Below are 15381 nucleotides of genomic sequence, written 5' to 3' on the forward strand. Positions count from 1 at the left end.
TCGAGTGTTAGTGGAGAAATAGAGTATAACTAGCAGTATCGCTTAGTTCGATGCTGCTTTTCTTCTGGATAGGAATTTGCGAAGAATGTAAAAGCATTTTTCAAGCTGTTCAGATTGTGATACGATGAGGAAATGAACTGTTCAATTGTATGAGAAAGGGTTGTCACCTTGAAAAAGAGACAACGTTTTTTCTTCCTGTAATTTTGTGATTCTACCATACCCCTAAGGGTTTAGAAGGAGGATGCGAACGATGAGTGCGATAGATCTTATTTTGGACAAAGCCCTACGGGGTGAACGTCTCCAATTGGAAGATACCATCCGACTGTTCGAGAGCAACGAAATTGAGAAAATGGGTGCAGCTGCAAACACCATAATGGAACGCTGGCATCCAGACCCGATGGCCACGTTTGTAATTGGTCGTAATATTAACTATACGAATGTATGTGATGTCTACTGCCGTTTCTGCGCATTTTATCGCAGACCGGGCTCTGATGAGGGTTATGTATTGCCGGATGAGACGATTTACCAAAAAATCGCTGAGACTATCGCTGTAAATGGTACAGAAATACTGATGCAAGGCGGTACGAACCCAAATCTTCCTTTCAGCTATTATACCGATATACTTCGCGGAATTAAGCAACGTTTTCCTGAGATTACAATGCATTCCTTCTCTCCTGCTGAGATTATGAAGATGAAAGAAGTATCTGGATTATCGCTCGAGGAAGTTGTGCGTGAAATCCATGCTGCTGGCCTGGATTCACTACCAGGTGGGGGAGCGGAAATTCTCGATGATCGCACACGCCGCAAGATCAGCCGACTTAAAGGCTCATGGCGCGAGTGGATGGACGTAATGCAGACAGCGCATAAGATCGGTATGAATACGACAGCTACGATGGTCATTGGACTTGGTGAGAGTATGGAAGAACGGGCATTACACTTACTTCGTGTGCGTGAGGCTCAGGACGAGTGTATTGCCAACAAATACGATTCAGAGGGTTTCTTGGCCTTTATCTCTTGGACCTTCCAACCGGACAATACTAACCTGAAGCTGGATAGACAAACGCCTCAAGAATATCTGAAGACGGTAGCCATTAGTCGCCTTGTTCTAGACAACATTAAGAACTTCCAGTCCTCTTGGGTAACAATGGGACCAGAGGTCGGCAAGCTTTCCCTTCAATATGGCTGTAACGATTTCGGCAGTACAATGATTGAAGAAAATGTAGTATCTTCTGCGGGCGCGACCTACAAGGTCAATATCGAATCAATTACTCAGCTGATCCGCGAAGCAGGCAAAATCCCGGCACAGCGGAATACACGCTACGATATTCTGCGCGTGTTCGATGATGCTAATGCGAAGATTGATAATGATTTCATCATGCAGAACTAGAACTAATATATAAATTAATTCAGCGCTTGTTGCTCGTTAATCCGTTTTGTGGATGATTGAGCAGCAAGCGTTTTTTTGTATGGTTAAGATTTCGAAGGTTTATTTTACCTGTGAACATAAATTCATTATTTTATTACATTTTTGTATACACATTATTATCCAAAAGTGATATCATAATCATATCAAAAGAATATCTTATGGGGGTGCTTTTTATGAAGGAGAAGACGCTTCGTCCTGTCAGCGGATTTTGGGTTATCGCATTAATTGCAGTTTGTTTGGCTGGTGGAATCTATGGTGCTGTTCAGGAGTATATTGCAGTACCGGTCATTCTGTTCGTTGTATCAGCAATACTATGTACGAGTATTACGGTTGTACAACCTAATAAGTCGGTTGTAGTCACCTTTTTCGGAAAATATGTAGGGACTATTGCAACGAGTGGACTGTTCGCAGTTATTCCGTTCAGCGTACGTAAGACGGTTTCCCTACGCGTTCGTAACTTTAACAGTGTGAAGCTCAAGGTCAATGATGTTGAAGGTAATCCGATTGAAATTGCTGCAGTTATCGTCTTTAAGGTGATTAACTCCGCTAAAGCCCTCTTTGATGTAGATAAATACATGGCTTTCGTAGAGATTCAGAGTGAAACGGCGCTGCGTCATGTAGCCAGCAAATACCCTTATGATAACTTCAATGAATCTGGGATGTCCTTGCGTGCCAATGCAGATGAAATTGCTAAAGAGTTAGCGACTGAGCTTCAAGAGCGTTTGTCCTTATCTGGTGTAGAAGTCATTGAAGCCCGGCTTACACATTTGGCTTATTCAACAGAAATCGCCAGCACCATGTTGCAGCGGCAGCAAGCTTCTGCCATTCTGTCTGCTCGTCAAATCATTGTTGAAGGTGCAGTTGGCATGGTCGATATGGCGATTAAACAGCTTAAAGAGAGCGGTGTAGTGGAGCTTGATGAAGAACGTAAAGCGGCCATGATTAATAATCTGATGGTGGCGATCGTGTCGGAGCGCGGAGCGAGTCCGGTCATTAACGCCGGCTCGTTGTATTAAGGCGGTGCATCATGGCGGCCAAGAAAAGCTTTCCATTGCGGATCGATCCGGATCTGCATGAGGCGTTGGAACGTTGGGCGGGAGAGGAATTTCGCAGTGTAAACGGACATATCGAATACTTGCTGCGTGAGTCTTTGAAACGTGCAGGCCGCTTACCTGGGAAACGCCGAGAAGAGTAACCTGTTAAGGACAGTTCTAGCGCTATTTCCTGGCTGCAGAACTGTCCGTGTAGGTGACTGTTTCCGCGGTTTACAAAATTTTGCCCCCTCTACAGACTTGACTGTCAGAGAGGACAGATTTATAATTACTCCATAATTCACGTTAACAGCTTTGACAAAGATATGAATGGATTGTTCTGGACCGTATCAGAGAGAGGGAACATAGGCTGTAATTTCCTCCGGTATCCTACTATCGATTTACCCCTTTGTAGCTGCGGTTATGAATTCCCTGAAATGGGATAGTAAGAACCGCCGGTTCATGGTCGTTATTCCATGCTTACGAAGGATTCTGACTCGACTCTGCTTTAAGAGCAGATTGAGAGAATCGAATTTGGGTGGAACCACGGGTGCAATCGCTCGTCCCTTTGCGGGACGGGCGTTTTTTGTATGCGTGGATATTTCCGTTTCGAAAAATTTAAAATTGTTGTTTGGCTTAAGGAAATGAAGGAGGAAATTAAAATGGTAAGTATTAAACTTCCGGACGGTTCCGTTCGGGAATACGCAGAAGGTAGTAATATTGATGATGTAGCGGCTTCTATTAGTAGTGGACTTCGCAAGAATGCGGTGGCAGGGAAATTGAATGGTATTGTCGTGGATCTGTCCACTCCGCTAGAGGAAGGCGCATTGATAGAAATCGTAACTTTGGATTCACCAGAAGGCTTGGAAGTTATGCGTCACAGTACTGCCCACTTGATGGCGCAAGCTGTAAGACGTTTATATGGAACAAAGGAAGTTAAGCTTGGTGTAGGTCCTGTTATCGAAGATGGCTTCTACTACGATATGGATTTGGAACATCCGCTTAATCCTGAGGATCTGCTAAAGATTGAAAAGGAAATGGATCGCATTATCTCTGAGAACCTTCCAATCGTACGTAAGGAAGTTAGCCGTAAGGAAGCGTTGGAAATATTCGGTGAGCTAGGCGATCCTTACAAACTTGAACTAATTGAAGCATTGCCTGAAGATAGTGTGATTTCGATCTATGAACAAGGCGAATTCTTCGACTTGTGCCGGGGACCACACTTACCGTCGACTTCTAAGATCAAAGTCTTTAAATTGATGAATGTAGCTGGTGCTTACTGGCGCGGCGATAGCAAGAATAAAATGCTTCAACGCGTATACGGTACAGCTTGGATTAAAAAAGCGCAGCTCGATGAGCATCTTCGTCTGCTTGAAGAAGCGAAGAAACGCGACCACCGTAAGCTGGGTAAAGAGCTTGAAATCTTCACATTTAATCAATTGGTAGGCCAAGGCTTGCCGATCTGGCTGCCTAAGGGTGCTAAACTGCGCAGTATTCTGGAACGTTACATTGTGGATCTGGAAGCAAGTCTAGGATACCAGCATGTATATACTCCGGTTCTTGGTAATGTTGAACTATATAAAACTTCTGGACACTGGGAGCACTATCAAGAGGACATGTTCCCTAAAATGACTATTGATAATGAAGAATTTGTTCTCCGCCCAATGAACTGCCCGCATCACATGATGATTTATAAGAGCTCCATGCACAGCTATCGTGATCTGCCGATCCGTATTGCTGAACTGGGTATCCAGCACCGTTATGAAATGTCAGGAGCATTGACTGGCTTGCACCGTGTGCGTTCGATGACTCTTAATGACTCCCATATTTTCTGCCGTCTGGATCAAATTAAAGGCGAGTTCATTCGTGTAATCGAGTTGATTAAACAGGTATACAGTGACTTTGGTATTAATGACTACCGTTTCCGGTTGTCTTATCGTGATCCTAAGGATACTGAGAAATATTACGCTAATGACGAAATGTGGGAAACTGCACAGCGTATGTTGCGTGAAGTTGTAGAAGAAGCTGGTCTGCCATTCTACGAAGCAGAAGGCGAAGCTGCTTTCTACGGTCCTAAGCTGGATGTGCAGATCAAGACTGTACTAGGCAAAGAAGAAACTCTCTCCACTGTACAGATCGACTTCTTGCTGCCTGAACGCTTTGAATTGGAATATATCGGTGACGATGGTCAGAAACACCGTCCAGTTGTTCTACACCGCGGTATTTTAGGTACTATGGAGCGCTTTGTTGCTTTCTTGTTAGAGAACTTTGCAGGATCACTGCCGCTTTGGCTGTCTCCACAGCAGGTTAAAGTTATTCCTGTTTCGACTGCCTTCGACGATTATGCTAAGGAAGTTACAGACAAGCTGCGTCGCCGTGGTATCTCTGCTGAGGCAGATTTGCGTAATGAGAAGCTTGGCTATAAGATCCGTGAAGCTCAGCTGGAGAAGCTACCATACATGTTCGTAGTTGGCGAGAATGAGATGAATGCCGAGACAGTTTCCATCCGTAAGCGTGGAGAAGGCGATATGGGAGCTAAGCCGCTTCAAGAAGTTATTGAGCTGCTGGCTCAGGAAATTGCTGACCGTGTAATCTCCTAATTACTTGTAATAATCAACACCAAAAGTACGTCTAATAACGACCTCTGTCATATGCCCGTAAGGATCGAAAATTGATCTTTATGTATAAAATTTTGTGAATCGGGAAACCTTCGCTAATAAGGGGGAGGTTTATCACATGAACAAAATGGGCATATTTCAGAGGTTTTGGTGTCTTTTCGTCACAATAGTCCTACTGTTGACTGCTGCAGGTATCATTCCTGAATCCAAGCATCAAGCAGTTGTGGCCAATGGGACAGAAGACACATTACAGCACACAGATATTAGCAAAACGCTTTCGAACGAATTGCAACATACTCAGGCTAACTCAGGTTCAATGAGAACCAAAGATCAACAAGCTATTCTCACCACTGGCCGTGCTACCTTGTTATCAAACGAGCCATATTCCAGCGTACCGATCGTTCCTGCGACAACAAAAAATAAACCAGTAGCTACAAAGTCACCACAGAGCACTAAAGCTCCAACTACCAAAGGGAGTGGGGGTACAGGCTCTTCAAAATCGCCGAATTCTATTCCCGTAGCTGCGCCAGCTCCTGACCAAATTATTACTTCAATGAAAGTGATGGCGACGGGTTATACTGCGGGTTATGAATCTACAGGTAAAACATCTAAACATCCCGAATACGGAATTACCTATTCAGGTGTTAAAGTACGTAGAGATAAGAACACAGTCTCGACTATTGCTGCTGACCCTAAGGTAATCCCGTTAGGGAGTATACTTTATATACCTGGTTATGGATACGGCATCGTCGCTGATACAGGATCTGCCATTAAAGGGCGGAAGATTGATTTGTATTTTGCTACTACGAAACAGGTGTATAAGGAATGGGGCAAAAAATCAGTTGTAGTTCAGCTCATTAAGCGAGGAAACGGTACATGTACAGAAGTGATGCTGAAGAAACTTACTCAGGCGATTGAGACTTACAATGCTGTACCGCAATCCCTGCTGGAAGAATCCATTTAAGATATAGCGGTTATATTTCAATGAATTTGGTGGATTGAACTTAATTTCACTTGGTCATGCATAATAGTGACATCACCTTGCCATAATACGGACTGGGGCAGAGCAATAGCCTCATCTGAGATGTTCTCTTAGTAAGCATTATCTATGCTGCATAAGGGATAAGGGAGGTGAATTCCGTGGCTAATAATAAAAAGTCTAAAGTTCAAGAAAACTACAAAACACCGAATGAAAAATACAATGCTGAGTTTGCTGTTGAGAATGACGGCACAACTAAGCAAAGTGGAAATACTTCTAAACCAGCTCAGAAACCGCAACAATAATGCGCTACTGAAGCAGAAGACTGCTGAATAAAGAGACTGTCCCAAATCAGTTTATAACTGAGGGACAGTCTTTTTTTTATATTTCATATATAATGAAGTAAATGGAATATTAACCCATTCGTCTCGGTCTAGAGACTGAGTGGAAGTTCCTTCTCTCGCCGCTGTTTATGAGCGCTTCCTTCCTGTAGACTAAGGCTATAAGATTGAAGAAGAGAGCGTTCCACTAATTTAAAGGGGAAATGGAATATGAAAAGAAGGTTCACAAGTCAGATTTTTGGCGGCTTGATCCTGATAGGGATTGGAGCCATGTTTCTACTTAGACAGTTGGGTTACACCGATTTCAGCTTAGGTTATTTAATCTCAAATTATTGGCCTGTTATCTTGATCCTCATGGGGATGAAGCGACTCCTGGGTACGGGAGACGAACATCAAAAAGGTGGATCTTCACCTATCGGCGGCTTTTTCTTTCTGGCGATCGGAGTGTTCTTCCTTGGACGAAATTTGGACTGGTTCGATATTTCAGCCGGGGATTTTTTCAAAATGTTCATTCCAATCATGCTGATTGGCGGCGGTCTTTATGTGATTTTTAAACCACGAGGTTCTGTACCACCAGTGCCACCTGCGCCACCATCACCACCTGATTACTTTCCTCCAGGAAAAAGCTCGCTAGATGTGGAGCCGCCAAAACCGCTGGATTCCACGCTAGATGAACAATTCGAGCAGAAATTCGGTAAATCTTCTGGTGGGCGAGACTGGAATATTAATCTGCAAAAAGATGAAGAAGAGGATGAGGACGGAACTGGAGCTTTTAAATCCACCGCTGAATCACGTTGGCAGGAGAAACAGGAGCGTCATGAGCGCAGACGTCAGGAACGTCACGAGCGTCACGCTAGAAGACATGGGGAATGGCATGAGGAGTTCCATAAGACAGAGAGTAACAACAAGGAGTCAACCAATCGCTCTGCTTTTATCGGGGATGTTCACATGGGTCGCGAGCATTTTCAACTGAAGAACACAAATGTCTCGCAGTTTATAGGTGATACTGTACTGGATCTGACGAACGCGCAAATTGCTTATGGAGAGACGAAGATTAATATCTCCGCTTTTATAGGCGACATCAAGGTGTACATTCCGAATGATATGGATCTTGGGATCTCAGTGAACAGTAGTTCATTTATCGGCGATATGGAAGTTCTGGATCAGTCTCGGAGTGGATTTATGAGCAGTGTTCAATGCAAGACGCCTTATTATAAAGAAGCGGGCAAAAAAGTCCGCATTAACGTAAGTGCTTTTATAGGTGACATTAAAGTTAAAACGGTGGGTTAGATGGGAACAATCTTTAGTAATACCAAATGGTTGTTGTTGTTTTACTTTTTGCTCACTGGAGCCGTAAGCGCCGGGTTGATGTATGCAGGCACTTGCCTTGGGTATATCGAAGTAATGGATTATCGCATGTGGCTGTACTTATGTCTTGGGATCGTGTTATTCACTGTTGTAATCGGCTATATGGCAGGTCAGCGTATTCAGCGGCGGATTGATCATCTGGATCTAAACATGCTGCAGGTGGCAAAAGGGAATTTGTCCGTTCGTATGCCAGAGAGTGATGACCAGTCTTTCGCGAGAGTGTACCATGAATTTAATGTCATGATGGATACGGTTGAGAACAAGATGCAGCTTCTACAGCGATTGGGTGAACAAGAGGTTATTGAGAAGGAACAGGCAGCGGAGAGTGCGGTGTTGGAGGAAAGAAGGCGTATGGCCCGGGATTTGCATGATACGGTGAGCCAACAGCTTTTTGCCATCCATATGTCGGCTTCTTCGCTGCCTAAAGTGCTGAAGGTTAATGAAGCTCAAGGTCAATTGGTAATGGATCAGTTAATTGCAATGTCACAGATGGCACAAAAGCAGATGAGAGCACTTATTGCACAGTTGCGACCGGTGGAGCTGGAAGGCAGGAATCTTTTCGAAGCACTGGAAAAATGGTTCCCTGATTATTGCCGCCAGAACGGCTTAAAAGGAATGAAGGAGCTTGAGCTGCAAGGAGAATTATCTGAGGCTATTGAACATCAGTTATTCTTGATTATCCAGGAGGCTATGGCGAATATTGTGAAGCATGCTGAAGCTAGACTGGTCAGTTTATCACTGCGTGAAGGGTCAAGACAGGTTGTGCTGAGTATTAGCGACGACGGTCAAGGTTTTGAACATATACAGCAAAAACAGGGTTCGTATGGTCTTACCACCATGCGCGAACGTGCGGAGAAACTGGGTGGACAAGTGGAGATTATTAGCCGTAAGGGTGCGGGAACGACCATACGCGTACATATCCCTAAGTTTGTGCAAGGGAACTCTGAGTTAGAGGAAAAAAGAGCATTAGGAACAGATACAGAGGACGAGGAGGAATAGAGCATGAGCGTCATAAGAGTGTTGCTCGTGGATGATCATGATATGGTGCGGATGGGTCTTAAAACATATCTGATGCTGGAGCCGACGTTTGAGGTTATAGGAGAAGCAGCAAATGGACAGGAAGCGCTGGAGATGCTGCGTGCTGGCGGACATGAAGGCTTACCCGATCTCGTGCTAATGGATCTGATGATGCCTGTGATGAATGGTGTGGAGACTACTCGTGCAGTGCTATCGGAATTTCCTGGTCTCAAAATCGTTATCTTGACCAGCTTCTTAGAGGATGACCTCGTCGTGGATGCTATAGAAGCTGGAGCAGTCAGCTATGTGCTCAAAACCGTATCGGCAGAGGAACTGATCTACGCACTGCAAGGCGCATTTCGCGGTATGCCAGTTATGACTGGTGATGTATCGCAAGCGTTGACACGTGGCATTCGCCAGCGTACCGTGCAAGGTGATTCCTCCGGCTTGACGGAGCGTGAGAAGGAGGTCTTACTGCTCATTGCTGAGGGCAAGACCAATAAGGATATCGGCGAGGAACTACATATCAGCATCAAGACAGTGAAGACGCATGTCAGTAACCTACTGATGAAATGCGAGCTGGATGATCGAACCCAGTTGGCTATTTATGCTCATCGGAAGGGTTGGGCTCAGGGTTAGGGATTGGTGTTTAAGATGATTTGGAGTAGTTTATGGGGACTTAAAAGTAAGTTATAGGGAAAACTTCCCTTTAATCTTGAGTTTTACACTTGTATACAGGATTATAGGGAAATCCTCCGTATAAATTCCTTGTTTTTCTCATAAATAGCTATATTGCTGAGAATTATAGGGATGTATTCCCTTTAAATCTTGATTTCTTGTGATTTTTGGTAAATTATAGGGAGTTTATCCCTATAATTATTGATCGTTGTTTGTTCCTTGTTCTTGGACTTCGTTCACGGACGTCGTTCTCTAGGGTTTTGTTCTAGGTTGTATGTTGGAAGTTCGGGCCACGTTGTTATCCGCGCCCGAGCTTCTTTTTTACATACCTGCCTAGGGATTGGGTATCAGAGCGAAAAGTTTACGTCCGCCCTTGAAATCATGTTCCACTCGCAGTGTCAATTCATAGGAACATGATTTCAACAGCGGTGTAGCCTGAAACCCATTCCCGACCAACAGCGTGCGCCTTTTGAACCAAATCCCGTCTATTCGCCTATATCTTTTATCTCCGCTTAAATTGTTTTTAATGTGACCTTAAGGTTTAAAGTACAAAATAAGAAACAAGAAAACAAATTAATCCTTGTCAGGCGACAGGATGCAGGAGGTAAATAAACATGGACGATAACAAAAACAACTTTAATCGAGACAATGGACCAGCACCAGATCGGGATTGGGACAATAATAACCATAATAGCAATAATAATCAGTCATCCGAATCCGGATCATCATACTACTATTCTTATGGACCATTTAAATCATTGAACAAAGATGAAAGTAACGTAGACGGAAGTGCTCAGCATTACAACCGGATGGAGCCGGAGCGGGTCGAGATTACACCTCCACAGCCTGTAAAACAACTTCCATATAACAGTTCATATCGCAGTACAGGCTTTGATGGTAATGGCGGTGGACGTGGAGGAAACGGCGGAGGCGGTTCTGAAGGTGGCGGTGGCTGGCAATTTAATAAAAAGCCAAAAAGCTCAGTGAAAACAATATTTGTTTCCTTCTTAGCGGGTATGGTCGTTCTCTCAGGTTCTATGTTCATGGCAGATCGAGGCAACTGGTTCACAGGGGACGCAACAACCATTGCAAGCTCAGGATCAAATGGAACGGCGAAGACGACGAATGAGAGTGCTAGTACTACACCTAATACTACCACTACATCATTGGTGAAAGGATCTCGTGATGTGACTGGCGTAGTTGATGCGGTTGGACCAGCAGTAGTCAAGATTGAGACGCTAGTGAAATCCGGTTCACGTAATGGAAGTTCATCCAGTCCGAATTTGAGTGATCCGTTCTCTCAATTTTTCTTTGGGGATCAATACGGTGGAAGTGGTTCTTCACAAAATGAGCAGGACTCGAAGTCAGGTTCAAATTCTTCATCGCAGCTCATCCCTTATGGAATTGGAACAGGCTTCATTTATGAGAAATCCGGATATATTTTGACCAATCAGCACGTCATTGAAAATGCCGATGTCATCCAAGTTACAGTGGATGGCGTGACTAAACCATACGAAGCAAAATTGCTAGGTTCTAGCAAAGATCTGGATTTGGCAGTACTGAAGATTGAAGGAGATACTGATTTCCCTACAGTTGCTCTGGGAGATTCGGATAGCTTGAAAGTAGGCTCAGAAGTGGTTGCTATCGGTAACCCGCAAGGCTTCGACCATACAGTAACCTCTGGTGTTCTTAGTGCAAAAGGACGCAGCATTGATATTAACGAAGAAGATGGTAGTGGAACACGCAACTACAAAAACCTGCTGCAAACAGATGCTTCTATCAACCCTGGTAACTCCGGTGGTCCGTTGCTCAATATGAATGGACAGGTAATTGGTATGAACGTAGCTGTTAGCACAGATTCCCAAGGTATAGGTTTCGCTATCGCTGTGAATACGATTAAAGAAGTCGTAGATAAACTCGAAGCGAACCAAGCGATTCCAAAAGAACCCGTACCATTCATTGGTGCAACGCTTATGACGATTACAGATGAAGTAGCTAAGCAAATGGGCACGGATATTAAAGAAGGTTCTGTAGTTGCAGACATTATCTTTAAATCGCCAGCGTATGCCGCTGACTTGCGCCCTTACGATATCATTACAGGTGCAAATGGAACAAAATATGCAACAAACCAAGATCTGATCGCTTTCATTCAAACGCTAAAAGTCGGTGACAAAGTAACGCTGAATGTGGTGCGCGATGGTAAAAATATGGATCTTTCCGTAACAATCGGCAACAAGAATGATTTTGATACGACTACTGGGCAAAGTCAGAAGTAATAACACCGGACGGTGAATAACGCGGAAGGGGCAACCCTTCCGTTTTTGTCTAATCATGGTGTGACTGCTACAATATAAATAAATAGAAATGAACAATGGGGGCTGCTTGATGCGACCGAATATTCTTATTATTGATGATGATGAAAAAATTATTTCCATGCTGCGCCGGGGGCTAGCTTTTGAAGGCTACGATGTGAAGACAGCGGTGAATGGAGCGGATGGTTTACGAGCAATCCTAAGCAGCGATCCGGATGTGGTGATTTTGGATGTTATGATGCCTCAGGTAGACGGATTTGAAGTCTGTCGTCGTTTGCGAGAAGGGGGCAGTAATGTACCTGTTCTAATGCTTACGGCCAAGGATGAAATTGAGCATCGTGTGAAAGGGCTTGATCTGGGTGCGGACGATTATCTAGTTAAACCATTTGCGCTGGAAGAGTTACTTGCGCGTGTGCGAGCATTGCTTCGGCGCAAGAGTGAGCAAAGTGGCGGCAGTGAGCAAGCGGTTACTTACGAGGATATTACCTTGGATGTGGATTCACGTGAAGTGACACGCGCCGGCAAGAGACTGGAGCTGACAGCGAAGGAATTTGAGCTGCTACATCTCTTTATGCAGAATCCGAAACGGGTGCTTTCGCGGGATCTGATCATGGATAAAATATGGGGTTATGATTATAGCGGTGAATCAAATGTACTTGAGGTATACATAGCTATGCTACGTCAAAAGACGGAGGAGCATGGCGGTAAACGCCTCATTCAAACGATCCGGGGTGCCGGTTACATTCTAAGAGGTGACAACTAACATGTCTATAAGATTGCGGCTGACTGCTTGGTATTCAGGGATTTTGGCCGTTATGCTGCTGGCCTTATCAGCCGCAATTTACGGTTTTGTCTATTTTAATACGTATGGGGACTTGAAGGATCGTATACAAAAACAGGGAGAGCAGCTCGTAGCCAACCTAAACCCCAATTGGGGGTATGACGGTTCGTTGCAGAGTGTGAGCATAAACCCTTTCTTCGGTAACAAACTGGAGGAAGCTAATATTCTGGTGCAAACCTATATTTATAATAATGAGAACCTGCAAAAGTCAGAGAACTTGCATTATCTAGATATTCAGTTCGATGTTCCAAAAGTGGTTGATATTGAAAAAGCACATGGGTTCAAACAGACTACCCTTGGCGGATATCATTTGATGATTTATCAGATACCGATATATGACTCGAATAAGAGCCCTGTGGCGCTTCTTCAGGTGGCAACACCGTCAAACTCGGAAGACAAGCTTATGGAAAGGCTCAAAAACATTCTGGTTTTCGGCACATTTGCGACTCTGATTGCGGCATTCACCTTTGGACTGTTCTTAGCCCGCAAAGCTATGAGTCCTATCGGTAAGGTTATTGAGGCGGCAAACGGTATCCAGACTGGGACAGACCTAAGCTCCCGTATTGAATATGATGGACCTCCGGACGAAATAGGTCGTTTAATTGAGACTGTCAATAACATGCTTGGGCGGATGGAAGGATTCTACACAGAGTTAGAGGATTCTTATGCAGCTCAGCGTCGATTCGTTTCCGATGCATCACATGAGCTGCGGACTCCACTAACAACCATTCGTGGGAATATCGATCTGCTGCAAAAAGTTTGGGAGATGGAACCGGGCGAAGGGAAGATGAGCGAGGCTGAAATTCGCCAGCTCTCGATGGAATCGGTGAAGGATATCGCGGACGAGTCTAAGCGAATGAGTCGACTCGTTGCGGATATGCTCTCGCTCGCTCGTGCAGATACAGGGCGCACTTTTGAGATCGAGCCCGTAGCACTGGAACCGATGATGACTGAGATTGCGCGTCGGGCATCCTTCCTGCCTCGTCAAGCGGAGTGGGTTACAGGGGATATGTCCGTCTTAAATGGAAAATATGTTGTGGGTAATAAAGATTATTTACAACAAATGTTGTTTATTTTTATTGATAATGCTTTTAAATACACGCCTTCTGGCGAGGTAAGTTTAGATACGATTTTCTATCAGAATCAGGTTGGTATTCGGATCACCGATACGGGGATAGGTATGGATAAAGATGAGGTTCCATATATTTTCGACCGTTTCTATCGAGCAGATGAATCACGTGGAATTACAGAAGGAATTGGGCTTGGTTTATCCATTGCTAAATGGATTATTGACGAGCATGGTGGGTCTGTGGAAGTTGTTACACGCCAAGGCGAAGGAACTACTTTTGTGATCTGGTTGCCGCTTCTCTTTGCTCCGCCGCTGGAATAGGGTATAATTTAAAGTGTGTCCTATTACAGAAGTCAACGAAAGCAGAAAGTTGGTGAAGTCATGGAAGTCATTAAAATTTCTCCACGGGGATATTGTTACGGAGTAGTCGATGCTATGGTAATGGCACGGCAGGCTGCGCAAAATCTCGATCTTCCCCGGCCGATTTATATACTGGGCATGATTGTTCATAATAGTCATGTCACGAATTCGTTTGAGGACGATGGCATCATTACCTTGGACGGTCATAACCGTCTGGATATTCTCGATAAAGTAGACAGTGGAACCGTTATATTCACTGCTCACGGAGTTTCACCTGAGGTACGCAAGATGGCTAGGGATAAAGGATTGACTACAGTCGATGCTACCTGTCCTGATGTGACAAAGACGCATGATCTCATTCAGGAGAAAGTCGATGACGGTTATGAGGTTATTTATATCGGCAAGAAAGGCCATCCGGAACCGGAAGGTGCTGTCGGCATTGCGCCAGAGCATGTGCATTTAATTGAAAAAGAAGATGAGATTGCAACTCTATCCATTCCTTCTTCACGGATTGTAATTACGAATCAGACCACTATGAGCCAGTGGGACATTAAAAATATTATGAAAAAGCTACTAGAGACCTTCCCAGGTGCTGAAGTGCATAATGAGATATGTATGGCTACTCAGGTGCGTCAAGAGGCTGTAGCGGAACAGGCGGGTCAATGCGATCTAGTGATTGTCGTTGGCGATCCACGAAGCAACAACTCTAATCGTCTGGCACAGGTGTCGGAAGAGATCGCAGGTGTTCCTGCTCATCGGATTTCTGATATCTCCGAACTAAACACCGACTGGCTGATGGGTGTAAATATTGTGGGGGTTACCTCTGGCGCGTCTACACCTACACCAATTACCAAAGAAGTTATTAATTATTTGGAGCAGTACGATTCCGAGAATCCAGAGACCTGGGAGATCAAGCGTACTGTGAATATGGCGAAGCTACTTCCTCCGGTTAAGGCGAAGAGCGCGAAAGGTACTTGAGTTCTCTTAGTGATTATTTCACATGTTATTACTATTGAATCATTATTTTAAACCCCTCTACTAGATATTTTGATAATAAGATAATTTATTGGCATCTTCTCATATAAAATATGAATATTGAACATATGTCAATGAAAAAGCCGCCAATAGGCGGCTTCAGGCTGTCGAGAAAGTCTCGACAGCCTTCTTTGTGTCACAATTATTTAAAGCGACACCTCGTTAATGTTTGAGTGTAAAAGAGTACGAAGATCTATTCAGTGACAGAGGGAGCAAAAAGAAATAAGCCCGTTTAACGGGTAAGTGAAAATGACACATTACACTGAGCCCGAACAGATTTGTGTCAGACTAGCGTCTTTAGGCGCA

The 15381-nt window shown here is 44.3% G+C and carries 13 protein-coding genes; all 13 read left to right on the forward strand.

Going from position 1 to position 15381, the window contains the following annotated elements:
• Positions 1–250 precede the first annotated feature (250 nt).
• Positions 251–1387 carry a cyclic dehypoxanthinyl futalosine synthase gene (mqnC, locus tag NST34_RS08220; RefSeq protein ID WP_076284217.1) on the forward strand — a complete coding sequence of 379 codons (1137 nt, stop codon included), beginning with the start codon at positions 251–253 and terminating at the stop codon, positions 1385–1387.
• A 212-nt stretch (positions 1388–1599) separates the two neighbouring features.
• Entirely contained in the window at positions 1600–2442 is an 843-nt protein-coding gene (locus NST34_RS08225) for an SPFH domain-containing protein (protein WP_042186213.1), read from the forward strand.
• A gap of 11 nt (positions 2443–2453) precedes the next feature.
• The gene (locus tag NST34_RS08230; RefSeq protein WP_042186214.1) at positions 2454–2621 is read left to right on the forward strand and encodes a toxin-antitoxin system HicB family antitoxin; all 168 of its coding nucleotides are present in this window, start codon (positions 2454–2456) and stop codon (positions 2619–2621) included.
• Positions 2622–3119: 498 nt separating this feature from the next.
• The gene (gene thrS, locus NST34_RS08235; protein ID WP_076284419.1) at positions 3120–5057 is read left to right on the forward strand and encodes a threonine--tRNA ligase; all 1938 of its coding nucleotides are present in this window, start codon (positions 3120–3122) and stop codon (positions 5055–5057) included.
• A 415-nt stretch (positions 5058–5472) separates the two neighbouring features.
• Positions 5473–6039, forward strand: coding sequence for a 3D domain-containing protein (locus NST34_RS08240; RefSeq protein WP_371915726.1), 567 nt, complete (start codon positions 5473–5475; stop codon positions 6037–6039).
• 176 nt (positions 6040–6215) lie between these two features.
• Entirely contained in the window at positions 6216–6359 is a 144-nt protein-coding gene (locus tag NST34_RS08245) for a hypothetical protein (protein WP_156114753.1), read from the forward strand.
• Between the two features lie 246 nt (positions 6360–6605).
• Entirely contained in the window at positions 6606–7685 is a 1080-nt protein-coding gene (liaF, locus tag NST34_RS08250) for a cell wall-active antibiotics response protein LiaF (RefSeq protein ID WP_076284216.1), read from the forward strand.
• Positions 7686–8762 (forward strand): HAMP domain-containing sensor histidine kinase, encoded by a 1077-nt coding sequence (locus NST34_RS08255; RefSeq protein WP_042186220.1) that lies wholly within the window; start codon positions 7686–7688, stop codon positions 8760–8762.
• 3 nt (positions 8763–8765) lie between these two features.
• Positions 8766–9419, forward strand: a complete 654-nt coding sequence (locus NST34_RS08260) for a response regulator (protein WP_042186223.1) — start codon at positions 8766–8768, stop codon at positions 9417–9419.
• A 653-nt stretch (positions 9420–10072) separates the two neighbouring features.
• Positions 10073–11734, forward strand: coding sequence for a S1C family serine protease (locus NST34_RS08265; RefSeq protein WP_341127540.1), 1662 nt, complete (start codon positions 10073–10075; stop codon positions 11732–11734).
• A gap of 109 nt (positions 11735–11843) precedes the next feature.
• Positions 11844–12533, forward strand: a complete 690-nt coding sequence (locus NST34_RS08270) for a response regulator transcription factor (RefSeq protein WP_042125657.1) — start codon at positions 11844–11846, stop codon at positions 12531–12533.
• Between the two features lies 1 nt (position 12534).
• On the forward strand, positions 12535–14001 hold the full coding sequence (locus NST34_RS08275; protein WP_341127541.1) for a sensor histidine kinase: 1467 nt from the start codon (positions 12535–12537) through the stop codon (positions 13999–14001).
• Positions 14002–14061: 60 nt separating this feature from the next.
• Positions 14062–15018: a 4-hydroxy-3-methylbut-2-enyl diphosphate reductase gene (locus NST34_RS08280; protein ID WP_341127542.1), complete on the forward strand. Its 957-nt coding sequence runs from the start codon at positions 14062–14064 to the stop codon at positions 15016–15018.
• Positions 15019–15381: the final 363 nt, after the last annotated feature.

Origin of the sequence: Paenibacillus sp. FSL H7-0714 (genome assembly GCF_038003765.1) — a bacterium.
In the GTDB taxonomy this organism is placed as follows: Bacteria; Bacillota; Bacilli; order Paenibacillales; family Paenibacillaceae; genus Paenibacillus_AQ.